19 protein-coding genes are annotated in these 23,040 nt (G+C 58.6%); 1 reads left to right on the top strand and 18 read right to left on the bottom strand.

Annotated features, from left to right (window positions below):
• Positions 1–4: 4 nt before the first annotated feature.
• From ureC to urtA, 11 genes are all read right to left on the bottom strand, one after another.
• A complete protein-coding gene (ureC, locus tag GHN86_RS11545; protein WP_153380716.1) occupies positions 5–1,705 on the bottom strand; it encodes an urease subunit alpha in 1,701 nt (566 codons plus the stop codon).
• A 156-nt stretch (positions 1,706–1,861) separates the two neighbouring features.
• Positions 1,862–2,170, bottom strand: coding sequence for an urease subunit beta (locus GHN86_RS11540; RefSeq protein WP_153380718.1), 309 nt, complete (start codon positions 2,168–2,170; stop codon positions 1,862–1,864).
• A complete protein-coding gene (locus tag GHN86_RS11535; protein WP_153380720.1) occupies positions 2,167–2,700 on the bottom strand; it encodes a GNAT family N-acetyltransferase in 534 nt (177 codons plus the stop codon). Before GHN86_RS11535 ends, GHN86_RS11540 begins: the two co-directional genes overlap by 4 nt.
• Positions 2,697–3,230 carry a GNAT family N-acetyltransferase gene (locus GHN86_RS11530; protein WP_153380722.1) on the bottom strand — a complete coding sequence of 178 codons (534 nt, stop codon included), beginning with the start codon at positions 3,228–3,230 and terminating at the stop codon, positions 2,697–2,699. The genes GHN86_RS11535 and GHN86_RS11530 overlap by 4 nt, the downstream gene beginning before the upstream one ends.
• A 9-nt stretch (positions 3,231–3,239) precedes the next feature.
• The gene (ureA, locus tag GHN86_RS11525; RefSeq protein ID WP_048360284.1) at positions 3,240–3,542 is read right to left on the bottom strand and encodes an urease subunit gamma; all 303 of its coding nucleotides are present in this window, start codon (positions 3,540–3,542) and stop codon (positions 3,240–3,242) included.
• 152 nt (positions 3,543–3,694) lie between these two features.
• The gene (locus tag GHN86_RS11520) at positions 3,695–4,534 is read right to left on the bottom strand and encodes an urease accessory protein UreD (protein ID WP_153380723.1); all 840 of its coding nucleotides are present in this window, start codon (positions 4,532–4,534) and stop codon (positions 3,695–3,697) included.
• Positions 4,535–4,566: 32 nt separating this feature from the next.
• On the bottom strand, positions 4,567–5,265 hold the full coding sequence (urtE, locus tag GHN86_RS11515) for an urea ABC transporter ATP-binding subunit UrtE (RefSeq protein ID WP_153380725.1): 699 nt from the start codon (positions 5,263–5,265) through the stop codon (positions 4,567–4,569).
• Positions 5,266–5,277: 12 nt separating this feature from the next.
• Positions 5,278–6,126, bottom strand: coding sequence for an urea ABC transporter ATP-binding protein UrtD (gene urtD / locus GHN86_RS11510; protein WP_153380727.1), 849 nt, complete (start codon positions 6,124–6,126; stop codon positions 5,278–5,280).
• Positions 6,123–7,202, bottom strand: coding sequence for an urea ABC transporter permease subunit UrtC (gene urtC, locus GHN86_RS11505; protein ID WP_153380728.1), 1,080 nt, complete (start codon positions 7,200–7,202; stop codon positions 6,123–6,125). The genes urtD and urtC overlap by 4 nt, the downstream gene beginning before the upstream one ends.
• Positions 7,202–8,704 carry an urea ABC transporter permease subunit UrtB gene (urtB, locus tag GHN86_RS11500; protein ID WP_153380730.1) on the bottom strand — a complete coding sequence of 501 codons (1,503 nt, stop codon included), beginning with the start codon at positions 8,702–8,704 and terminating at the stop codon, positions 7,202–7,204. Before urtB ends, urtC begins: the two co-directional genes overlap by 1 nt.
• Before the next feature lie 161 nt (positions 8,705–8,865).
• Positions 8,866–10,131, bottom strand: coding sequence for an urea ABC transporter substrate-binding protein (gene urtA, locus GHN86_RS11495; RefSeq protein ID WP_153380732.1), 1,266 nt, complete (start codon positions 10,129–10,131; stop codon positions 8,866–8,868).
• A 293-nt stretch (positions 10,132–10,424) separates the two neighbouring features.
• Between urtA and GHN86_RS11490 the strand changes: the two genes are divergently transcribed.
• Entirely contained in the window at positions 10,425–13,832 is a 3,408-nt protein-coding gene (locus GHN86_RS11490) for a DUF4329 domain-containing protein (RefSeq protein WP_153386623.1), read from the top strand.
• On the opposite strand, the gene GHN86_RS11485 is transcribed toward GHN86_RS11490, so the two are convergent.
• From GHN86_RS11485 to GHN86_RS11455, 7 genes are all read right to left on the bottom strand, one after another.
• Positions 13,829–14,839, bottom strand: coding sequence for a FecCD family ABC transporter permease (locus tag GHN86_RS11485; protein ID WP_153380736.1), 1,011 nt, complete (start codon positions 14,837–14,839; stop codon positions 13,829–13,831). The two genes, GHN86_RS11490 and GHN86_RS11485, sit on opposite strands and share 4 nt — an antisense overlap.
• Positions 14,836–15,786, bottom strand: a complete 951-nt coding sequence (locus GHN86_RS11480) for an ABC transporter substrate-binding protein (RefSeq protein WP_153380738.1) — start codon at positions 15,784–15,786, stop codon at positions 14,836–14,838. Before GHN86_RS11480 ends, GHN86_RS11485 begins: the two co-directional genes overlap by 4 nt.
• Positions 15,783–16,571, bottom strand: coding sequence for an ABC transporter ATP-binding protein (locus GHN86_RS11475; protein ID WP_153386621.1), 789 nt, complete (start codon positions 16,569–16,571; stop codon positions 15,783–15,785). The genes GHN86_RS11480 and GHN86_RS11475 overlap by 4 nt, the downstream gene beginning before the upstream one ends.
• A gap of 132 nt (positions 16,572–16,703) precedes the next feature.
• Entirely contained in the window at positions 16,704–18,830 is a 2,127-nt protein-coding gene (locus GHN86_RS11470; RefSeq protein WP_153380741.1) for a TonB-dependent receptor, read from the bottom strand.
• Positions 18,831–18,997: 167 nt separating this feature from the next.
• Entirely contained in the window at positions 18,998–20,374 is a 1,377-nt protein-coding gene (locus tag GHN86_RS11465; RefSeq protein ID WP_153380743.1) for a PepSY-associated TM helix domain-containing protein, read from the bottom strand.
• Positions 20,375–20,493: 119 nt separating this feature from the next.
• A complete protein-coding gene (locus GHN86_RS11460) occupies positions 20,494–22,551 on the bottom strand; it encodes a TonB-dependent copper receptor (RefSeq protein ID WP_194286549.1) in 2,058 nt (685 codons plus the stop codon).
• A gap of 86 nt (positions 22,552–22,637) precedes the next feature.
• A complete protein-coding gene (locus GHN86_RS11455; protein WP_194286255.1) occupies positions 22,638–23,033 on the bottom strand; it encodes a DUF2946 domain-containing protein in 396 nt (131 codons plus the stop codon).
• Positions 23,034–23,040: the final 7 nt, after the last annotated feature.

The raw sequence follows: 23,040 nt of genomic DNA, 5'->3' as shown, positions 1-23,040 counted from the left end.
TGTTTCAAAATAAAAAATAACGCTGGGCCATGGGCAGTACATCGGCCGGCTCACACCACAGCAACACGCCATCGGCCTTGACCTGATAGGTCTGCGGGTCGACTTCAATACTGGGCAAATAACCGTTGTGGATCAGGTCGGTTTTTTGCACGTCGCGACAGCCTTTGACCACCGCGATTTGCTTTTTAAGCTCAAGAGTTTCAGGCACTCCGGCATCAAACGCCGCTTGGCTGATAAATGTCAGGCAGGTGGCATGACGCGAGCCGCCATAACTGGCAAACATCGGTCGATAGTGAACCGGCTGGGGGGTTGGGATCGAGGCGTTGGCATCGCCCATCAAGCTCGATGCAATCGCACCGCCCTTGATAATCAACGTCGGTTTGACGCCGAAGAACGCCGGGCGCCACAGCACCAGATCGGCCCACTTGCCCACTTCAATCGAGCCCACTTCGTGGCTCACACCGTGGGTTATCGCCGGGTTGATGGTGTACTTGGCGATATAGCGCTTGGCGCGGAAGTTGTCGTTGCCGGGAGCGTCTTCGGGCAGCGGCCCACGTTGTTTCTTCATCTTGTCGGCGGTTTGCCAAGTGCGGGTGATCACTTCACCCACGCGGCCCATCGCCTGGCTGTCGGAGCTGATCATCGAGAACGCCCCCAGGTCGTGCAGGATGTCTTCGGCGGCAATGGTTTCGCGGCGGATGCGGCTTTCAGCGAAGGCCACGTCTTCGGCAATGCTCGGGTCCAGGTGATGGCAGACCATCAGCATGTCGAGGTGTTCGTCGATGGTGTTGCGGGTGAACGGCCGGGTCGGGTTGGTCGAACTGGGCAGCACGTTGGTCAAACCGCAGGCCTTGATAATGTCCGGGGCATGTCCGCCGCCCGCGCCTTCGGTGTGATAGGTGTGAATGGTGCGGCCCTTGAAGGCGGCGAGGGTGGTTTCGACAAAGCCGGATTCGTTGAGCGTGTCGCTGTGAATCGCCACCTGCACGTCGTACAGGTCGGCCACGTTCAGGCAATTGTCGATAGAAGCGGGCGTGGTGCCCCAGTCTTCATGGAGCTTGAGGCCAATGGCGCCGGCTTCCACCTGCTCGATCAGCGGTTGTGGCAGGCTGGCGTTGCCCTTGCCGGTGAAGCCCATGTTCATCGGGAACGAATCGGCGGCCTGCAGCATGCGCGCCATGTGCCACGGGCCGGAGGTACAGGTGGTGGCGTTGGTGCCCGTGGCCGGGCCGGTGCCACCGCCTATCATGGTGGTTACGCCGCTGTTCAGCGCCTCTTCGATCTGCTGCGGGCAAATGAAGTGGATGTGGGTATCAATGCCGCCTGCGGTGAGGATCATGCCTTCACCGGCGATGACTTCGGTGCTGGCGCCGATGGCGATGGTCACATTGGGCTGAATATCCGGGTTTCCGGCTTTGCCAATGGCGTGGATACGGCCATTTTTGAGGCCCACATCGGCTTTGACGATGCCCCAGTGATCGATGATCAGCGCATTGGTAATCAGCGTGTCCACGACCTCGGCGGCGAGCAACTGGCTTTGGCCCATGCCGTCACGGATCACCTTGCCGCCGCCAAACTTCACTTCTTCACCATAGGTGGTGAAGTCGTGTTCAACCTCGATCCACAGCTCGGTGTCGGCCAAACGAACTTTGTCACCTACCGTGGGACCGAACATATCGGCGTAAGCCTGGCGGGAGATCTTCATGAAAATATCCTGTGTAGCAGTTGCCGAAGGCGACGTCCGGTTGCGAAGCGACCGTCAATGCGGCAAGTGCGTTGTGTCAGAAATACAGCGTTGGTTGGTTTCACGGCCTTCGGCCGGACGCAGCCTTCGGCAGCTGCTACGGGGTACAGGTTTGGGTTAATCCAGATCACCCATGATCCGCCCGGCAAAGCCGTACACCCGGCGCAGCCCGGCCAGTTCCACCAGTTCAACTTCGCGGGTTTGCCCCGGCTCGAAACGCACGGCGGTTCCGGCCGGGATGTTCAGGCGCATGCCACGGCTGTCGCCGCGGTCAAACATCAGGGCGTCGTTGGTTTCGAAAAAGTGGTAGTGCGAGCCGACTTGAATTGGTCGGTCGCCCCGGTTGGACACGCTGAGGCGGTGGGTGCGGCGGCCGACGTTAAGTTCGATCTCACCCGCTTCAACCTTGTATTCACCTGGAATCATTGTGGCTCACTCAAGGTTTTGTAGTAGATGGCCGTGGGGCTGTAATGGCCGTTGGGGCTTTGGCAGTAATTTGGCAGTTCGCCGACGCGGGTGTAACCCAGCGCGCTGTAGAAATTTTCGGCGGGTGAGCCAGCTTCAGTGTCGAGGTGCAGCAGGCCGCGTTTTTGCGCGCGTGCCCCTTGCTCCAAAGCGTGGATCAGCACTTGGCCCAAACCTCGGCGGCGGACTTCGTTGAGCACCAACAGCTTTTGCACTTCAGCCCGGTTCAGGCCATTGGTCTTTTGGCACAGCGCCAATTGCACGCTGGCCAGCACTCGCTGCTCCTCAATGAGCACCCACAACAGCAGGCTGCCTTGATCCAGTTGTGCATGAACTTCGTCGAAGTAGCGATTGGCCTGTGGCCGATCCAGGTCGTTCATGAAGCCGACCGAAGCACCATGCTTTACGGCATCGAGCAGCAACACGATCAAGTCCTCACGGTACTGGGCAAAGGTGGCAGTCGTGACTTGAATCACGTGTTCGGTGTTCATTGGCCACGCTCCTGTGGAGGCAGTGCGCCGGGGTTGAGCATGAGTTGCATAAAGGTTAGGTCGAGCCAGCGGCCGAATTTAATACCGACCTGCGGCATGCGCCCGCTGGTGACGAAGCCCATCTGCTTGTGTACGTGAATCGACGCGGCATTGCCGCCTTCGATAGCCGCGACCATGACATGCTTATTGCAAGCTTTGGCACGCTCGATCAGGGCCGCCAGCAGTTGCGGCCCGAGCCGTTTGCCGCGTTGCTCGGGGTGCACGTACACCGAATGTTCAACGGTATGGCGAAACCCTTCGAAAGGGCGCCAGTCACCAAATGAGGCGTAGCCCTGTGCGGTGCCTGTGGCGTCGGCGATTACCAGAATCGGATAACCCTGAGCCTGGCGCGCATCGAACCACTGCTGACGGTTGGCCAGATCGACGGTCTGCTCGTTCCAGATGGCCAGGGTGTTAAGCACTGCGTCGTTGTAAATGTCGAGAATCGCGGGCAGATCGGCCGCGACAGCATCGCGAATTACGTAAGTCATGCGCCTGCCTCAAGCGATGGGTTGATGAACTGTGACCAGCTTGGTGCCGTCCGGGAACGTGGCTTCGACTTGAATGTCGGGAATCATCTCCGGGATGCCTTCCATCACTTGCTCGCGGGTCAGCAGGGTGGTGCCGTAATGCATCAGGTCAGCGACTGTGCGGCCATCGCGAGCGCCTTCCAGCAAGGCGGCAGAAATGTAGGCGATGGTTTCCGGGTAATTGAGGATCACACCTCGCGCTAACCTTCGCTCAGCCAACAGGCCAGCGGTGAAGATCAGCATCTTGTCTTTTTCGCGTGGGGTCAGGTCCATGGTGGAATCCGTGTTCGGCAGTTAAAAAGTGTGTGGGTTGCTCAACATTAAAAGCCCCTCACCCTAGCCCTCTCCCGGAGGGAGAGGGGACTAAAAGCAAAAGCAGATCAAGCGCCCTCTCCCGGAGGGAGAGGGTTGGGGTGAGGGGCTCTTCAGGTACTCCAGATTCTGGGCGCCAATGCCTCGCGCCCCAGCAGCGCCGGACGCAGCAAGCGCCATAAATCAATCAACCAGCCCCGCGCCTGAAGCGCTTCGCCGGCCAGGCAGCGTGCTACCAGCAAACCCGGCAATTGAGTCAAATCACCGCGCACCGGGTTTGCCAAGCTGCGGCAACGCTCCAGTAACTCAGCGCTGATTTCCCCCGTCACCAGCAAGGTGGCAAACACTGGATTGCCGTCCAATCCGATGGGCGAGTCCAGCAGTCCGTCGCCACCCACAATGCGCTGGCGTTCATGCCAGAGCAACTGGCCGTCGCGGCGAATATCCAATCCAGACTGGAAGTGCCCGCGCTCAAAACGCTCGCCACTGGCCAGTCGCCCCAACGCCACCATGTCCCAGTAAAACAACTTGGCATCACCTGCCAAGTCGATGCGGGTGCTGAGTTCGGCCTGGGCCTCGCTGAACACGATGGTTTCTTGAGGCAGCCATTCCAACGTCGCGCCTGCGGCCACGCTTAATTCAACGGTTTGATACGCCGGGCCCGCAGCGCGATACCACTTGGCCGCGCCGGGACTGGTGAGTTGCGCCCAGGCATCGGGGCCGACACTGGCGCGGATGTCCAGCCGGTCACCGCCAGCAATGCCGCCCGGCGGGTGGACGATGATGTGCTGGCACACCTCGGGACCTTCGGCATACAAGTGCTTCTGCACCCGCAGCGGGCCCTCGTGACGACGCAGAGTCGGCCGCGTGCTGTCACCAAAACGGCCATAGCCCAGCTCCAGCTCGGCGTGCCAACTGGGTGTAAATAAAGCTGAAGGAGCAGGCATATTCATAAGTAGGAAATATCGCCGAGAAAAGTGACAGATTAAATCGTCACCAGCCCGCGCACACCCTCCGTTTGCATATTTTCGCCACGGCCTTGCTGCACGATTTCGCCCCGCGACATCACCAGATACTGGTCGGCCAGTTCCTCGGCAAAGTCGTAGAACTGCTCGACCAGTAAAATCGCCATGTCGCCGCGTGCGGCGAGCATTTTGATCACAGCGCCGATTTCCTTGATCACCGAAGGCTGAATTCCTTCGGTGGGCTCATCGAGAATCAGCAGGCGCGGACGACTGGCCAGCGCTCGCCCAATCGCCAGTTGTTGTTGCTGGCCGCCCGACAAATCGCCTCCACGCCGATGCTTCATTTGCAGCAGCACCGGAAACAGTTCGTAGATAAACGCCGGCACTTCCCTGGCCTCAGAACCGGGAAAGCGTGAAAGGCCCATCAGCAGATTTTCCTCGACCGTCAGGCGCCCGAAAATCTCCCGGCCCTGCGGTACGTATGCAATTCCGGCGTGAACCCGCTGATGGGGCTTGAGCGCCGTGATGGTGTTGCCTTCCCACTTGACCTCGCCTTCCTTGACCAGCAACAAGCCCATCAGGCATTTGAGCAACGTGGTTTTACCAACGCCATTGCGGCCTAACAGGCACGTGACTTCGCCCACCTTGACCTCGAACGTAAGGCCGCGAAGGATATGGCTGCCGCCGTAGAATTGATGCAGCTTTTCGACGTTAAGCATGGTTGGATTCCTTCAACGACCCAGATAAACCTCAATGACCCGCTCATCCGCCTGCACCTGCTCCAGCGAACCTTCGGCCAAAACGCTGCCTTGGTGCAGCACGGTGACGTGGTCGGCAATCGAGCCGACGAAGCCCATGTCGTGCTCTACCACCATCAGCGAATGCTTGCCCGCCAGGCTTTTGAACAGTTCGGCAGTGAATTCGGTTTCGGCATCGGTCATGCCCGCGACCGGTTCATCGAGCAACAACAATTGCGGGTCCTGGACCAGCAACATGCCGATTTCCAGAAACTGTTTTTGCCCGTGGGACAACAGCCCCGCCGGTCGATGCGCTGAGTGGGTCAGGCGGATGGTGTCGAGCACTTCGCCAATGCGGTCGGTTTGCTCGCCGGTCAATTTGGCGCGCAAGCTGGCCCACACCGATTTGTCGGTCTTTTGCGCCAGCTCAAGGTTTTCAAACACGCTCAAGGCTTCAAAGACGGTGGGTTTCTGAAACTTGCGTCCAATCCCGGCCTGAGCAATCTGCACTTCGCTCATCTGGCGCAAGTCGAGGGTTTCACCAAACCACGCCTGACCTTCGCTGGGTCGGGTTTTGCCGGTGATCACGTCCATCATCGTGGTCTTGCCCGCGCCATTGGGGCCGATGATGCAGCGCAACTCGCCCACGGCGATGTACAGGTTGAGGTTGTTCAGCGCTTTGAAACCATCGAAGCTGACGCTGATGCCCTCCAGCGTCAGGATGGTCCCGTGGCGGGTGTTGAGACCCGGCCCGGCAGCTTGCCCCAGGCCGATGGCCTCGCGGCTGCTGCCTGCGTCCAGCACAGGTTCGAGCATAAAGTCCGCCGTTGCAGGAGTTCTCATTGGTCGCCTCTCTTTTTCAGCAGGCCAATCACGCCTTTGGGCAGGTATAAGGTCACGACGATAAACAGCGCGCCGAGAAAGAACAGCCAGTATTCCGGGAAGGCTACGGTGAACCAGCTTTTCATGCCGTTGACCACGCCCGCACCGAGCAAAGGCCCAATCAAAGTACCGCGCCCGCCCAAGGCCACCCATACGGCGGCTTCGATGGAGTTGGTCGGAGACATTTCACCGGGGTTGATGATGCCCACTTGTGGCACATACAGCGCCCCGGCCAGACCGCACAGCACCGCGCTCAACACCCACACAAACAGTTTGAAACCGCGTGGGTCATAGCCGCAAAACATCAGGCGGTTTTCAGCATCGCGCAGCGCAGTCAGCACGCGACCGAACTTGCTGCGTGCCAGCCGCCAGCCCACAAACAGGCTAGCGACCAACAACAATACGGTGGCAAAAAACAGTACGGCGCGGGTGCCGGGTTCAGTGATGCCAAAACCCAGAATGCTGCGAAAGTTGGTGAAACCGTTGTTGCCGCCAAAACCGGTTTCGTTGCGGAAGAACAACAACATCCCGGCGAAGGTCAGCGCCTGGGTCATGATCGAGAAGTACACGCCTTTGATCCGCGAGCGAAAGGCGAAAAAGCCGAACACCAGTGCGAGCATGCCCGGCGCCAGCACCACCAGACACATCGCCCACCAGAAGTGCTCGGTTCCGACCCAGTACCACGGCAATTCAGTCCACGACAGGAAGGTCATAAAGGCCGGCAGTTCATCGCCCGAGGCTTGGCGCATGAGGTACATGCCCATGGCATAGCCGCCCAGCGCGAAGAACAGGCCGTGGCCCAGCGACAACAGCCCGGCGTAGCCCCAGACCAGATCCAGCGCCAGCGCGACAATGGCGTAACAGAGGATTTTGCCCACCAGCGTCAAGGTGTAGGCCGAGATCTGAAACGGGCTGTCGGCGGGCAGCAGCGAGAGCAGCGGCATGGCCAGCAGTACCAGCAATACAAGCCCGCCGACCAGCGCGGTGAGTGTGGGCCCGGCTTTTTGCGTGGCAGTGAGCATAAGAGGCTGATTCATCAGTCGATCACCCGTCCTTTCAACGCGAAGAGACCTTGCGGACGCTTCTGGATAAACAGAATGATCAGCCCCAGGATCAGGATTTTGCCGAGCACGGCGCCGATCTGCGGTTCAAGAATCTTGTTGGCAATGCCCAGCCCGAAAGCGGCGTAGACCGTGCCGGCCAGTTGACCGACGCCGCCCAGCACGACCACGAGGAAGGAGTCGATGATGTAGCCCTGGCCCAGCTCCGGTCCGACGTTGCCGACTTGACTCAAGGCCACGCCGCCAAGCCCGGCAATCCCTGAACCCAGGCCAAAAGCGAGCATGTCCACACGCCCGGTGGGCACACCGCAGCAGGCGGCCATATTGCGATTTTGCGTGACCGCGCGAACGTTGAGGCCCAGACGGGTCTTGTTCAGCAGCAGCCAGGTGAGTGCGACTACGGCCAGCGCGAACACAATGATCACCAAGCGGTTATACGGCAGTACCAGATTGGGCAGCACTTGCAGCCCGCCCGACAGCCAGACCGGGTTGGCCACTTCGACGTTTTGCGCGCCGAACAGCACACGCACCAACTGGATCAAAATCAGGCTGATGCCCCAGGTCGCCAGCAGGGTTTCCAGTGGGCGACCGTAGAGATGGCGAATGATTGTGCGCTCCAGCAACATGCCAACAGCGGCGGTGACGAAGAACGCTACCGGCAGCGCCAGCAGCGGATAAAACTCGATGGCGCCGGGGGCGAAGCGCTGGAACAACAACTGCACGCAATAGGTGGAGTAGGCGCCCAGCATGAGCATTTCACCGTGGGCCATGTTGATCACGCCGAGCAGGCCGAAGGTGATGGCCAGTCCGAGTGCCGCGAGCAGCAGAATTGAGCCGAGTGACAAACCGCTGAAGGCTTGCCCCAGCAAGTCACCGATCAGCAGTTTGCGTTTGACTTGCGCCAGGCTGGTTTCTGCGGCGGTGTGTACCGTGGCATCGGTTTCGACGCCGGGTTGCAGCAGGTTTTCGAGGCGGGTGCGGGCCAGCGGTTCGCCGGTTTCACCTAACAGGCGGACAGCGGCGAGGCGGACTGCCGGGTCGGGGTCGACCAGTTGCAGGTTGGCCAGCGCCAGGCTTAATGCGCTGTGCACATCGCTGTCGTGTTCAGCAGCCAGTTGCTGGTCGAGAAAGTTGAGTTGCGCCGGTTTGGCGGATTTCTGCAATTGCTGCGCTGCGCTCAGGCGCAGTTTAGGGTCGGCCGCCAGCAGTTGATGGCTGGCCAGCGCGGTGTCGATCAAGCCGCGTAAACGGTTGTTCAGGCGCACTGTTTTGGTTTGACCGTCAACGATAATCTGGCCTTGCTGCAGGCTATTGATCAACTCCACACGGGTGGGCGTGGGGTGTGCAGCCCAACTTTCGAGAAGCTGAGCTTGTGCGGAATTATTCGCCGCTGCGAAGTCGCTGGCGTCATCGGCGTTGGCGACCAAGGGCAGCAACAGCAGGCAGCCGAGGATCAGGCGGTAAAGGGCAGTGGGCATGGCTTATTCCCTGTTTGGCAGGTGGTCGATCTTCAGGGCGCTGGCCCTCACCCTAACCCTCTCCCAGAGGGAGAGGGGACTAAAAAGCAAATCTGCGCAACGCCATCGATCAGTCCCCTCTCCCTCCGGGAGAGGGCTAGGGTGAGGGGCTCTTAACAGCCTTAGTTACTCTTCACCGCGTGATCCGGCTTTTTGTCGTTGCCCGGAATGTACGGGCTCCACGGCTGAGCGCGGATCGGCTCCTGGGTCTGCCACACCACGTTGAACTGACCGTCATCCTGAATCTCGCCAATCATCACAGGCTTGTGCAGGTGATGGTTGGTCTTGTCCATGGTCAGGGTGTAGCCCGAAGGTGCCGCAAACGTCTGCCCGGCCATGGCTTCGCGTACTTTGTCCACATCAGTCGATTTAGCTTTTTCTGCTGCCTGCGCCCACATATGAATGCCCACGTAGGTGGCTTCCATCGGGTCGTTGGTCACGGCTTTGTCGGCACCCGGCAGGTTGTGGGCCTTGGCATAAGCTTTCCAGTCATCCACGAACTTCTTGTTGACCGGGTTTTCCACCGACTGGAAGTAGTTCCACGCCGCGAGGTTGCCCACCAACGGCTTTGTGTCGATGCCGCGCAGTTCTTCTTCGCCCACCGAGAAGGCAATTACCGGCACGTCAGTGGCCTTCAACCCCTGATTCGCCAGCTCTTTATAGAACGGCACGTTGGAGTCGCCGTTGACGGTGGAGATCACCGCCGTTTTGCCACCGGCCGAGAATTTTTTGATGTTGGAGACGATGGTCTGGTAATCGCTGTGACCAAACGGCGTGTAGACCTCTTCGATGTCCTTGTCGGCCACGCCTTTGGAATGCAGGAACGCACGCAGGATTTTATTGGTAGTGCGCGGGTATACGTAGTCGGTGCCCAACAACACAAAACGCTTGGCGCTGCCGCCGTCTTCGCTCATCAAATACTCAACCGCCGGGATCGCTTGCTGGTTCGGCGCGGCGCCGGTGTAGAACACGTTAGGCGACATTTCTTCGCCTTCGTATTGCACGGGGTAGAACAACAAACCGTTGAGTTCTTCGAACACTGGCAATACTGATTTACGCGACACCGAAGTCCAGCAACCGAACACCACGGCGACCTTGTCCTGCGTCAGCAACTGGCGGCCCTTTTCTGCAAACAGCGGCCAGTTGGATGCCGGGTCGACGACCACCGCTTCGAGCATTTTGCCGTTGATCCCGCCTTTGGCATTGATCTCGTCAATGGTCATCAGCGCCATGTCTTTAAGCGACGTTTCGGAAATCGCCATCGTCCCGGACAACGAGTGCAGAATCCCGACCTTGATGGTTTCGGCGGCTTGCACCGTCCAGGTCAGGCCCATGGCGGCGATGGAGGCAGAGAGTGTGAAAGCCTTGAGCAAGCTACGACGCTTCATGGTGCGGTCTCCAGGACGTGATTGTTATCAGTTGCAGATACGGACGATGCAGTGACTTTTGCAAAGGCTGTGCCGGGATTCAAAAAAGGCTCTGGCGCGTGTGTTTGCGCGAAGAGTGGGCATTCCTGCGCACTCATTTGGCGCTTACGTGGGATTCGGTGCGCCGGCGTGCGCTGCTTTGGTGCTGGTCGCACAGTGGTTAATTAATTAACACCTGAAGGTTGGTAGTAAGGCCAAAGATTGCAGTCAATCGTGCACATGCAGATCAGACCCAATCAAGGAATCGCCTGTTTATGGAACCTGCTTATGAAATTCCGAAATTATCATTTCCCGCCAATATCATTGGTCGCCTGCCGACGTTGAGTCCCCCTTTTGTCAGCGCCGATGACGCGGCCCGATTTGCCCATGAGCTCATAGGCGATCACCGTGATTGCGAGTACGCCGGGGTGATTCTGAAAAATGCCGAAGGCCGCTATTTCGCTTCACGACCTGAAAAAGTGGTCGGTAAAAAGTTCAAAGTCACTCAATTCATTTCAAGCAATGCAAGCGGTCAGCTCATTCAACCGCAGGGATATACCTGTCAGGGCTTCTACAACTCCCGCCAACATCATTTGGCAACTGAGCAAAAGTCTTTTATGGGGGTAACCAATGACGAAGTGCTTTTCCTGGCCAACTTTTTCCTGCCCGAAGATATCCAGGCCGTGTTGACCATGGCCAGCTTCACTTCGGTCCATTATTTGTCAGGGTTCAATGGCTCTTTACTCAAGGTTGAAACCCGCGCGACAGCGGGAGAAAGCCAGCTTTATGATTTCCTCGCGCATGCCCAGGAAGACCACGAACTGCTTGCAGAGATGATTCAGTTCCTCAAACAGGTTGTGGCCACGCTGCAGGTCAATATTGTTCAGTCGGCTGACATCTGGAAAGGGACTGTTGGCAAGCTAGCCCCGGAATTCTTTACAACCTACCGCAGGGCAGATGTCGTCGAGCACATGACTGTTCAGCGCCCTGCTTGTGGGCCACTGCTGGACAGCGAACCACTGGCGCTCGAGTACGCCAGATTGCGTTCTGAGGCCGTTACCGAACAGCATTATGGTTTTATTTTAAAAAGCACCACGCGTCAGGTATTTATCGTTTCGCAGCCGGTAACCGGGGAGATGGATTTTAACGTGGCACGAGCTTTCCCTTTAGACAGTAACGGCCAAGCTGAACTACCGTCGGGGTTTGCCATTTTTGCGTTATACGCCGCTGATGCAGAATATCGGAACCCTTCATTGATCCCGACCGATCAGCCGTCGGTGTACAAAAACTTTCTGCACATCGATGCGCTGGACAACGGCATTCTGAAAGCCAGGGAACTGGCTACAGCAGGCAGTATTACGGCGTTGCCACTGTATATTCTGGCCCGGGACGGAGCGCTGTTGAAGTACGTGTCCAAGTCCTCGCCGGTTGAGAAATCCCTGTTTGCCAAGTTACCCGCACGTGAGGGTGACGGTATCGCCTTGCTGCGTAATGTGTTGATGGGAATTGAAAGGATCGAGTCCTTGGTCCACGCCTTGGCCCACACCGGTGAACTGAGCGTGGTGCATGGCAGTGAAGTCTGGGGGAAAGAAGGTCAGATCGGGTCTGGCTGGCAGCCCTTTGACGGTTTTATGAGGCGCACCTTGAGCCCTGTTTTTACTGCGATGGACGATGCCGTGCGTTATGCCCATGAGCAGATTGCCCGGCGCGTGGACTTCACCTACGGAGGGTTGGTCCTCAAGCGGCAAGACAATCTGTTCGTGGTTACCGAGCCCATAGCCATGCGCACTGAAACCTTTGATCCGGCCGTGGTGTTTCCACCCGAGCAGTCATCGTTTATCCCTTATGGCTGTGTAGTGGCAGGGGTTTACCACACGCGTCGTATCAGGCCTCAACAGCTCTGGCGCAAGGCCGATGAGGAGCAATTGAGCCGCACACTGTTTGCACCCCATGAGCTGCGCAGCGCTATTTTGGATCGCCGAGGCAAGGTGCGGTACTTTTCGGCGCAGGACGGTGCACTGCTCAAGTACATACCCAGTGGCTCTGACCTTGAAACCCGATTCTTGGAGCGTCTCGCGCCGCCCGCCGCTCACCCTGAGCAGGTGTGCAACAATTCCAGTCAGATAAAGCTGCGCAACAATTCGCTTAAGCCGAGTCAATTCATCGCACAGGTGGCGCGGGCAGGCGAATTGCACGTAGTGGTAGCCAGCCGCTTATGGGGGGAGCGTGGCAAGGTAACGACCGAATGGGTGCCGGCCAAAGCTCCGGTCGCAAGGGACAGGCTCACCCTGCAACCGGCCTTGAGCCCGGTGTTTAGCCAGGCGAAAGATGCGGTGCGCTATGTCCATGGGCGGATGGGCAGCCGTGGACACACACAGTTTGGGGTCATCCTCAAAAGCCAAAGCGCAGAGCAGTTCATCGCCACAGAGCCTCTACGTACCAGGAAAGCATTTCTAAGCGATGTTTTCCCTCGTCCTTTTGGTTCTCAGGCGTACAGTCTGCCTGCCGGTTTTACCTGTGATTCGGTATATATGGCTACGCCGCAAAATCCGGTTGAGCGGGTGTCCGATGACGTGTTTGCGGATTTTATTGCTCCGGCCGATTTGGTCAACCTTGCGGTGCTTTCAAGTTCGGTGCGTGATCTGACCGTCGGGCGGCTGGATTATCCGACGATGTATCTATCAACCCGCAACGGCGCATTGCTCAGTTACAAGGCCGTTAACTTGAACGCGGTGCTTGATCTGGACAGTGGGTTTGGACCAAATGAGTCGATGCTTACCTTGTTGAACAGCAATAAACTGCGCACCCCGGATTACGTGCGCAAGGTAGCCAGCAGCGGATATTTGGAAGTGCTGTTGTCCAACCCCATATGGGCGACGCTGGGGCTTGTGACTTCTGGCTGGCGGCCCTTTGCCATGGATGTCGCCATGAGCAATCGCCCCGGTGCGACTGTGCCGGCGCTGGGGCCAGTGTTCAGTCATATCGATGATGCGGCGCTTTACAGCAACCGCCTATTGCGCCGCCCCCATGCGCATCATGTTGTGGGCGCTATATTGTATTCATCCGCGCAGATGCTATACGTGCCGCAGGAGCCTGAAACTAACGGCGCTCCGGCGAATGCTCAGGACACTATTTTCCTCAACGCGCTGTTTGAACGTAGTTCTGGCCGGTCTCGGCCGTTACCCGCCTTGCCGTCGGGTTATGGTCCAGTTGCTGTTTATTATGCCCATCAACCTGTGAGGCCCAGTGTGGTCAGACCCGGCCAGATCAACTGGGTCGATCATGTGTTTTGGCCGGTGGACATTTGCTTTATGACCAAAAGTCTTCCTCGCCTGGAGTTTGCCGTCAACGTTGCCTATGCGGCAGGCAATGATGGGTCATTGTTGAAATACGTGCGCCACGGCGGACAAGCCGAAGACGACCTTTGTCAGTTGGTTCTGGGGTATGACTATTGGGAAAACCAATACTTGAATCAGGAGTGGGTCGATAAAGGTCTTGAAACTGAAAACCAGTATGTCGCCAAATTACTCAAGGCGGGGGAGTTGATCGTCGTAAGCCCCAGCGAAAACTGGTCGCGAGTGGGATGGGTGACTGCAAACTGGAAGACCACTGAGTCTGCCAAGGTCAGCCTCGTGCTGCCGTGGGCACGGTCTTCGACGGGAAAGAATAAAGACGAGCTTTAACGTTTGCGCATCAAACCAATAAAAAACAACCCGCCAATCGCCGCGGTTGCCACGCCGATGGGCAAGTCTTCGGGGGCGATCAAGGTGCGGGCGGCGACATCAACCCACACCAGAAACACACTGCCGAGCAGGGCGGACACGGGCAACAAACGCCGGTGTTCAGCGCCCACAAGGCGGCGAGCGATATGCGGGATCATTAGCCCGACGAAACCAATTGAACCACTGATGGCCACCAGCACGCCGGTCATCAGTGAGGCGATCAAAAACACTTTCAACCGTACATTGCGCGCGTTCAGCCCGAGGGTGACGGCGGTCTGTTCGCCCGCCATCAGGGCGTTCAACGGGCGGGCCATACCCAGCAGTAACATCAGCCCCAACAGCACGCTGGCGCTGGGGATGGCCAGCAATTCCCAGCGTGCCAGCCCCAGCCCGCCGAGCATCCAGAACAGTACGGCGGAACTGGCGCGATGATCGCCCAGAAACAGCAGCGTATTGGCCACGGCCATCATCACGAAAGACACTGCTACGCCACATAACAACAGCCGGTCGCTGTCCAGTCGGCCTTGGCGGTTGGCGATGGTCAGTACCAGCACCATGCTTAATAACGCACCGATAAAGGCGGCAATCGGCAAGGTCAGCAAGCCGACAATTTCGCCCACATACAGCACCACAATCACCGCGCCCAACGTGGCGCCGCTGGTAACACCCAGCAGATGCGGGTCAGCCAACGGATTGCGGGTCACGGCTTGCAGCACTGCGCCAATCAACGCCAGCCCTGCACCGACCAAGGCACCGAGCAACATGCGCGGCACGCGGATCAGCCACACAATATGTTCCTGCCCCGCGCTCCAGTTCGCTTCGCCGATGCCGAACAATTTGTTCAGCAAAATGTGCCACACCACGTCCACCGGAATCCGGGCCGGGCCAAAGCCCAGCGAAACAACGCACGACACCAGCAATACGATGCCGAGCCCCGTCAGCAGCAAGGGGAAGTGGCGATTCATCATTGCGGGTGGAAACCTTTGGCCAGTGTTTCTATTGCCTGCACGTTATCGATGCCCGGCGTGGCTTGCACATACGGGATGACGATAAAGCGTTTGTTGCGGATGGCGTCGATTGATTGCAAGGCAGGATTGGTTTCAAGAAAGCGCTTTTTTTGATCGGCAGTGACTTCGCTGTAATCAACGATGACGATGACTTGCGGGTTGCGTTCAACCACCGTTTCCCAATTGATACGCGTCCAGCTGGCGTCAATATCGCTAAGGATATCATTGCCCCCTGCGGCTTCAATCAGCGCGTGGGGGATGCCCAGTTTGCCCGAGGTCATGGCGCGGTCTTCGCCGCTGTCATACAAAAATACCCGAGGTTTTGCGGCGGGTAACGTCTGTTGCACAGTGGCGATTTCCTGCTGCATCTGGGCGATCAACGTGCTGGCGCGGTCTTGCACGTCGAAGATCTTGCCCAGGTTGCGCAGATCGTTGTACGTGTCTTCCATGCTAGCCGGTGGGCGCTTCATCACGAACGCACACGACTCGGTCAGCTCATATACGTTGATGCCCAGCGGCGTCAGGGTCTGCGGCGTGAGGTCGCCGCCCACGCGCATGCCGTAGTCCCACCCGGCGAAGAAGAAATCGACGTTGGCGTTGAGCAGGGTTTCAACTGACGGGTATTTGCTGGCCAGCTCCGGCAGACCGTTGAGAATGGCCTTCATCTCAGGCGTTACCGACTTCCAGCCACTGATGCCGCTGTAACCGGCCATGTGTGGCTTGAGGCCCAGGGCGAGCATCATCTGGGTCATGTTGATGTCATGGCTGACTGCATGCTTGGGTGCCTGGGTGAAGGTGACCTCGCGGTTGCAGCTTTTGACCGTGAGCGGGTAATGCGTGGTTTGCGCGTGAGCCAGTTGAGCGCCCAGCAAGACGCCCAGGCAGAGTGCGATGCGGATCAGCGTCATGGTTGAGTTATCCAGGTAATCCGTGGGTAGCCAGAGAGTGGATGGTCGTCGACTAATGCGTCAACGCCGAAGACATCGCGCAATAGTTCGACGGTCAGTACTTCACGCGGGGTGCCGCTGGCAATCATTTTGCCGTGATTGATCACGTACAAACGGTCGCAGAATGCGGCCGCGAGGTTAAGGTCGTGGATGCTGGCCAGGGTGCCGATCTTCAGGCGTTTAATTAATTGCAGCAGTTCCAGCTGATAACGCGGGTCGAGGTGATTGGTCGGCTCATCGAGGATCAACACATCAGGTTGCTGGGTCAAAGCGCGGGCAAGAATGACGCGCTGTTTTTCACCGCCTGAGAGCGTGGCAAAGGCATGCTCTTCAAAGCCGTGCAGGCCAACGTCCCGAAGGGCATTACTGGCCAGTTGGCGGTCGGGATCGGTGTCACCGTCGAACAGACCTTTGTGCGGGGTGCGGCCCATGGCGACCACTTCTTCTACGGTCAGGCCAAAGGCGTCGGGGAATTCCTGAAGCACCACGGCAATGCGCTGTGCACACCAGCGCGGTGATTGTTGCCAGAGGTTTTGGTGGTCGAGGTGGACTTCGCCGGACTCAGGTTTGCTGAAACGGTAGGCGCAACGCAGCAGGCTGGTTTTGCCACTGCCGTTTGGCCCGATTAGCCCTACGAACTCGCCTGCGGCTACGTGCAGATTGGCATCACGCAGGTGGAACTGGTGATGGCAATGGCCGTGGCCCAAGGGCGTCCAGGCGAGTTGTGTGAGGGTGAGGCGGGTCATAAAGGTCCGATCATTGATGGTTAAAAGCAAAAGCCCCTCCCCCTAACCCTCTCCCGGAGGGAGAGGGGACTAAAGGCAAAAGCGGATTAGCGCCCTCTCCCTCTGGGAGAGGGTTGGGGTGAGGGTAGGCGGTTAGAAACTGTAATCCGCGGTCACAAAAAACGAACGCGGCTCGCCCATGATCCATTGCTGGCCGCCATTGTATTGGCTTACCGCGTACTGGCGGTTGAACAAATTATTAAGACGCAGCCCCAACGTGGTTTTAGGTAGAGCTTTCCAGCTCACCGTCGCATCCACCACGGTGTAGCTCGGTAACTCGACCGTGTTGGCAATGTCGGCATAGCGCGAGTCCACATAACGCACTCCGGCTCCGGCCTTGACGTCATCGGTGATGGCTTTGCTCAACCACAGGTTGGCGGTACGGCGCGGAACATCCGTCGGCCGGTTGCCGTTGCGCGAAACACCTTCGTCATCAAAGGTGTCGTATTGCGCGCGCACCACCGAGGCATTGGCCTGCAACTGCCAGCGGTCTGGCAGTTGCAGATCAAGGCTGGCCTCAAGTCCGTTGGAGGACTGCTCGCCCACTTGCACTTGCAGGTTCGAGTTGTTGGGATCGGTGGTCAGCAGATCCTTTTTAACGATGTGATACGCCGCCAGCGTCCATTCCCCGCGTTGATCCCAAAACATGTGCTTGAAGCCAATCTCGGTCTGCCGCGCACGGGCCAGGTCGAAGTTTTGCTGCGTCTGGTCGAGGCTGATCAAACCGCCTACGCCATCCACGCTGGTGGCTTGCTGGGCATAGATCGACATGTCCGGGGTCAATTCGTATACCAGCCCGACTTTCCAGCTGTTCGCCGACAGGCTGCGGTCACTGCGCGCAGTGTCGCCATTGGCCGCGTAGTCATCGCGATCCATGTGCACGATGTCGCGGCGCACGCCGGTCACCAGCGACAGTCGATCACTCAGTTGCGTACGGTTTTCCGCAAACAGCGAGACTTGTTGAGTGGTGCTGGTGAACTGCTGACGATAAGGCGATGCACTTTCAAATTCGCCCCGATCCGGGTGGTACCTATCGATCGGCTGACCACTGGGGTCAACATCGTTGTAAGGCGCGTTGCTGTGCAGATTGAAGTGGATGCGATTGTAGTCAGCCCCCACCAGCGTTCGGCTATCAAGGCCAAACAGATCATGGTTGAGAGTAAACGTCTGACGGTCGCCAACCTGTTCCTGCTCGTGTTTGATGCTGAAATAACCACTGCGCAGCAAGGTTTGCCGGTCTTCATTCCACGCATGGTTTTCGGCGTTTTGCCAACGGCGCTGAGCTTTGAGGTAATACAGCTCGTTGCTGGCGCTGAGGTTATCGCTGATCTGCCACTCGCTGTTCAGGCGTGTCCACTGGTCGTTGTAGTGCAGCTTGGCGTCCCGCACGTTGTAGTTCTTGTCGCGCAGGCTCTTGTGGTAATGGCCATTGATCAGCGGCACACCGAAGTCGTTCTGTGGCGTCTGGTCGCCATAGTCGTGGCTCAGGGTAAACACCAGATCATCGTTGGCCTGCCAGCGCAGGGCGGCGCTGATAAAGGTGTTTTCAGAGTCGCCGTGGTCGATCCAGCCATTGCTTTGCGTGTGATTGATATTCAACCGGTAGCTCAGGGTGTCGGTCAGTGAACCGCCGCTGTCCAGCGCCTGTTGTTGAGTGTCGTAAGAGCCGTAGCCAAGGCGAATGTGATTTTCGATTTCGCCCGTGAAAGGTTTCTTGGGAATGACATTGATCACCGCGCCGGTTGCACCTTCGCCGTACAGCACCGAAGCCGGGCCACGCAGCACGTCGATGCGTTCGACCGACCAATCGTCCACCGGGAAGGTCACGGTGCCTGCGCCGCTGTACATGCGCACCCCGTCATACAGCTGCATGACCGACCCTTCGCCGACAAAACCACGGGCCGAGTAGGACGAACCGCCATTGCCGGGGGTGCCGGTATTGCTGATGCCGGTGGTGCGAGTCACGGCGCTCTGCACGCTGCGGTCGCCGCGCGCGCGGATTTGCGCGCCGGTCAGGCTTTCAACGCTGGCCGGGGTTTCGAGGCTGTTGAGGTTCAGGCGTGAGCCTGCGCTGGTGGCAGTCTTGAGGTCGATCTGTTCGGCATCGACTTCGGGTGCGGTAATGGTCGCGGCAGGCAACATCAGTGAGGGGGCGGTGTCATCCGCGTGCGCGCTGTTCATCGCCAGCAGGCAGAGGCTGGAAAGCAGGTACGTGTTCATCGGGGCAGTGAGTCGCTTATTCCAAGAGGTGTCCCCGCTGCCTCCTGGCGGCGGGGGGGGCAGAGCTTAAATAGGTTTGTTATTTTGTAACAACTATTTTGTGTCTGATACTGGCGCGCCAGTATAGGCAAGGCTCTGCAATGCGCATCTCGGATGTCTCATCTTGATTATGAGTGGGCTTCATCTGGTCGTTTTGCTCGAATCAGCAGCAGTAGGCGATCCAGTAGCCAGACGGCAATCAGTGAGGCGCCTACCAATGGAAAGACGATTGCCAGCGCCAACATGATGACCACGCCTGTCTTCCATGTGGGCAAATCATGGCGCAATGGCGGCACGCCCAGGCGACCATGCGGGCGACGTTTCCACCACATCACCAGGCCGCTGACCGAACTCAGCAGAATCATCAGGCACACCAGAAAAATCGCGAATTGGTTGGGCGAGCCGAACAGCTTGCCTTCGTGCAGCATGACGCTCATTTCAGTGGCGCGGGCCACATTGCCGTAGTGCTGCCAGCGCACATCGGTCAGCACTTCGCCGGTGTATTGATCAATATGCAGCGTGGCGTCGTTGCGCGGGTCGTCGGCAAATACAGCGATGGTGAAAACACCTTCAGCCGTGGTCGGCAAGGTGATGCTGTAGCCGGGTTCGACTTTACGTGCGGTGGCGGTTTCGTACACCTGTTGCAGGCTTACACCGGGCGCGGCCGGGCCGCTTGAGTGAGCACCGTGGTTCATGTGTTCGGCGTGGGCGCCAGACACCGGCATCGGCGTATTTTCCATGGCCCACGAGACAGTCTGGCGGGCCGCCGTGTTGAGGCTGCGGGCTTCAACGTCGGAGGCGGGAACGTTATTCCACATGGCTGCCGGGAACTGGTTCCACAGGTTGGCGTATTGCTTGCCCCAAAAACCGGTCCAGGTCATGCCGCTGAGCAACATGAACAGCAGCAGGGCGGCGCCCCAAAAACCTGTCACCGCGTGCAGGTCACGCCACAGTATCCGCCCGCGACGGCTGAAACGCGGCCACAAAATCCCGGCAGCGGTTTGCCCGCGCGGCCACCACAGGTACATCCCGGACACCACTAACACCACGCCCCAGCCGGCAGCGAGCTCAATCAGCCGGTCGCCGAGGGTGCCGATCATCAACTCGCCATGCAGCGCACGGGCCACGGCTTGCAGGTTGAGTTTGGCATCCTGCTGGCCGAGTACGGTTCCGCTGTAGGGGTTGATAAACACATTCAGTTCGCGGCCACCGTTGTGCAGCACGAACTGGGCGCTGCGTTCGGGGTTGATCGGTGGCAGGTATTGACTGATGTGGGCTTGTGGATAAATGGCCTGCACGAGATTGCGCTGTTCATCAGCGCTCAACGCGTGATGAGCGGGTTGGACGTTGATCAGGTGGTCGTACATCAAGGGATCGAGCTGAGGTTTGAACAGGTAAATAATGCCGGTGATGGCCAGCAGAATCATAAACGGGGCGACAAACAGCCCGGCATAAAAATGCCAGCGCCAGGCCAGGTTGTAGAACGACGGTGTGGGTTGGCTCATGTGAGCGGCTCCGCAAGTGGGTACGTGTTGTTTGGGGGCCCTCACCCTAGCCCTCTCCCAGATGGAGAGGGGACTGGCCGTGCGCGGCCGATAGGGTTGGGGTGAGGGCAAGCGGTTTATCAGAAACTCACATCAACCTTTGTCCATAACGTACGGCCCGGTTCGTTGATGGGCGTCGGGTCGTTGGCCGGGTAGCCGTAACCGGCATTGCCCGCCATGTTCAAATGCTCGCTATAGTTTTTATCCAGCAAATTGTCCACACCGGCACTGACCTTGAGGTTTTTGTTAATGCGGTAAGCCCCGTTTAACGAAAACACGCCAAAACCTGCGCTCTTGTCGAAGTCTTTGCCCACCACGTTGCCTTTATTGCGATCAATACGGTCTTGCTGCGCTACCACCCGCCACAGTGCGCCTGCACTCCAGTTGTCTTCGCTATAGGTGAGGCCTAAACGGGTGTCCAGCGGCGGCATTTGTGGCAGCGCTTTGCCATCTGAGGTGTTCTTGCCCCAGGCATAAGCCAGTGTCGCGTCGGCTTTCCAGTTGGGAGTCAGTTGGTAGGCCGCCCCCAGTTCGCCGCCCATGATCCGGGCATTGATGTTTTGGGCTTGAGAGTAGCCGGGGGCGTAGTCGAACAAAATATAGTCATGGACGACGCCGATGTAGGCCGATGCCCAAGCTTCCATTTCCACAGTTTTGTATTGCAGGCCCATGTCGAGCTGGGTGGTTTTCTCAGGCTTGATTGCATCGAACGCGTTCACCGAACCGGCCGGGCCTGAGGTGGGTGAAAACAGCTCCCAATAATCCGGGAAGCGTTCGGCGTGCCCCACGCCTGCATACAGTGTGGTCGGGCTGTCGGCCATGTCGTGTTCGTATCGCACAAAGCCGCTGGGCAGGGTGTCGGCGCGGGTTTTGTCGAGGGTCGGGTTGGGCTTGCTCATCATCCCCGAGCCGATCCGGGCCCGGTAATCCTTGGCGGATGCACGGTCCAGGCGTGCCCCCGCAATCACGCGGTCGCGGTCGGCGGCGAACCAGGTCAGTTCGCTGAAGGCGCCGTAGTTGTGGAAGTCGGCATCTTTACTCCAGTTCTGATCCTTGTAGGTGTCGATGCCCATGCCTGAGCGCTTGCGGTGCTCGTTGGTCTGCGCGTCAATGCCGCTGATCAATTGATAGTCAGCCCAGAGCCACGTGGCCTTGATGCGTGCGCCAATGGTGCGACGGTCTACGTTGCTGGCCATGGGGCCGGCCATCATGCCGGTGCCCGACGGGGTGCGCAGGGTGTAGTTGTCCATCACATGGTCGGCGTAGTTGTAGTAGACCTGCGCTTCGATCTTGTCGAGAACGTCGCCGATATTGGATTTTTCAAAGCGCAGGCCCAGGCTTTCGCGCTTGTACTGGCTGCCGTCCATGCCACGACCGGCCGAGCGTGCTTCGCCATCGCCCTTGCCGGCTGTGAGTTCAAGCAGCGTGTCAGCATCCGGCGTCCAGCCGAGTGCGACATCACCATTCCATTTGTCGTAACGCGACGGCACGGTGTTGCCGTTTCCGTCTTTGTAGTCATCGGCATGGGCCGTGTTGCCAATCACCCGCACATAGCCCAACGGCCCACCGGCAGCGGCATCGAGGGTCTTGTCAAAGCGGCCATTGGAACCGGCCAACAGGCTGGCATTGACCCGTGTGCCCAATTCGCCAAAGTGCTCGGGTTCACGCTCGAACAGGACAGTGCCGGCCGATGCACCCGGGCCCCATAGCACTGTTTGCGGGCCTTTAATGACGGTGAGTTTGTCGTAGGTTTCCGGCGAAATGTAGGACGTGGGTGCATCCATGCGGCCGGGGCAAGCGCCGAGCATCATGCCGCCATTGGTGAGGATGTTCAGGCGCGAGCCAAACATGCCACGCAACACCGGGTCGCCGTTGGTGCCGCCATTACGGATCAGGGCGAAGCCGGGAATGGTCTTCAAGTAATCGCCGCCATCGCTGGCTGGTACCGGCTGGCGTGGGTCTTTAGGGTTGGTGACGATGGTCAGCGGGGAGCTGGGAGCAATGGCAGTAATCACCGTAGGGCTCAGTTCGGCGGCCAATGTCGCGGGGCTGAGTAGCGCGCAGCACAAAGCGCTGAGGGTAAAGGGCCAAGCCGTCGGGGTGTGAGGCAAACGGGAGGCAGCAGTAAAACGGGACATAAACATTCCACTATTCAAGCGAATACAACGCGGTCTGCATCGGCAGGAGCCTGCAAATGGACCGGGGGCTTAGAGTTGTGTCGGTGCTAGAGGAATGCAGGCGGCGCGCGGGTGCGAGCGCCGGGGAATACCGGTTGTCGGGCGTGGCCCAAGCGTGGGTTGGCGGCCAGGTAATAGCTATGGGTTGGTGCGCTATAGAGGGGCAGGGCTGGGGTGCCGGGCAGCGCAGGGCAGCTGAACAGCAGGGTGCAATAGCCGCATTTTTCCCAGAGTGCGTGATGACCGGTCGCTGGGGCGTCGGGCGCTGCATGTTCGTGATGCGCAGGCATGTCCATGCCCATTGGCATGTTCATGGACGCGTGATGATCCATCGGCACCGCTTGGGAAATCAGCGGGCCGATAAAGATCATCAGCATGGCGAACAGGCTCAACCAACTGCCGCGAGCGGACGGCAGGGTGTGCCTGGCGCGATGAGCGCGCATCAGCTAC

Source organism: Pseudomonas helleri, from assembly GCF_009600315.1.
In the GTDB taxonomy this organism is placed as follows: Bacteria; Pseudomonadota; Gammaproteobacteria; order Pseudomonadales; family Pseudomonadaceae; genus Aquipseudomonas; species Aquipseudomonas helleri_A.
This window is presented reverse-complemented; position numbering and strand designations above follow the sequence as displayed.